Raw genomic sequence first — 409 nt, 5'->3', positions numbered from 1 at the left:
GAAGAAACCCAGCCCATAAACCACATCCTGATTGGGGCAGGTGACAAAGGTTTCTGCCGGATCAATGTAGTCATTGAGCATGGCAATGTGTCCCTGAGGGGCCACTGGTACGATGCCGTTGAGTAACCCAGGTTTGGGTGCCTGGGTAATGCCCGCGCGTCGATTCGCCTGGTTGACCATGGGCCAGGCCCAGACATAGGACTGAGCGGCAACCACCCTGGCGTAAGACTCGGACATGGATGCCCCTTCTTCGGGCTGGTTCAGGTCTTCAAATGAGCGAGAAAGCGTTTCATTGTCAGGAACTGTGGTGGCTGCTGCGGGGGTGTTTTCGGGAGGCGCTGTGTTGGTCGGTGCGGATTCTTCAGAGCTGTCGTTGTTGCAGCCGACAAGGGCAACAGCCCCAAGCAGA

At 57.2% G+C, this 409-nt stretch carries 1 pseudogene; it reads right to left on the bottom strand.

From position 1 onward, the window contains the following. Positions 1-408, bottom strand: a pseudogene (locus A3730_RS32595) (hypothetical protein); the annotation flags it as partial. Between the last annotated feature and the right edge of the window lies 1 nt (position 409).

It is taken from the genome of Alcanivorax sp. HI0044 (assembly GCF_001634945.1).
This window is presented reverse-complemented; position numbering and strand designations above follow the sequence as displayed.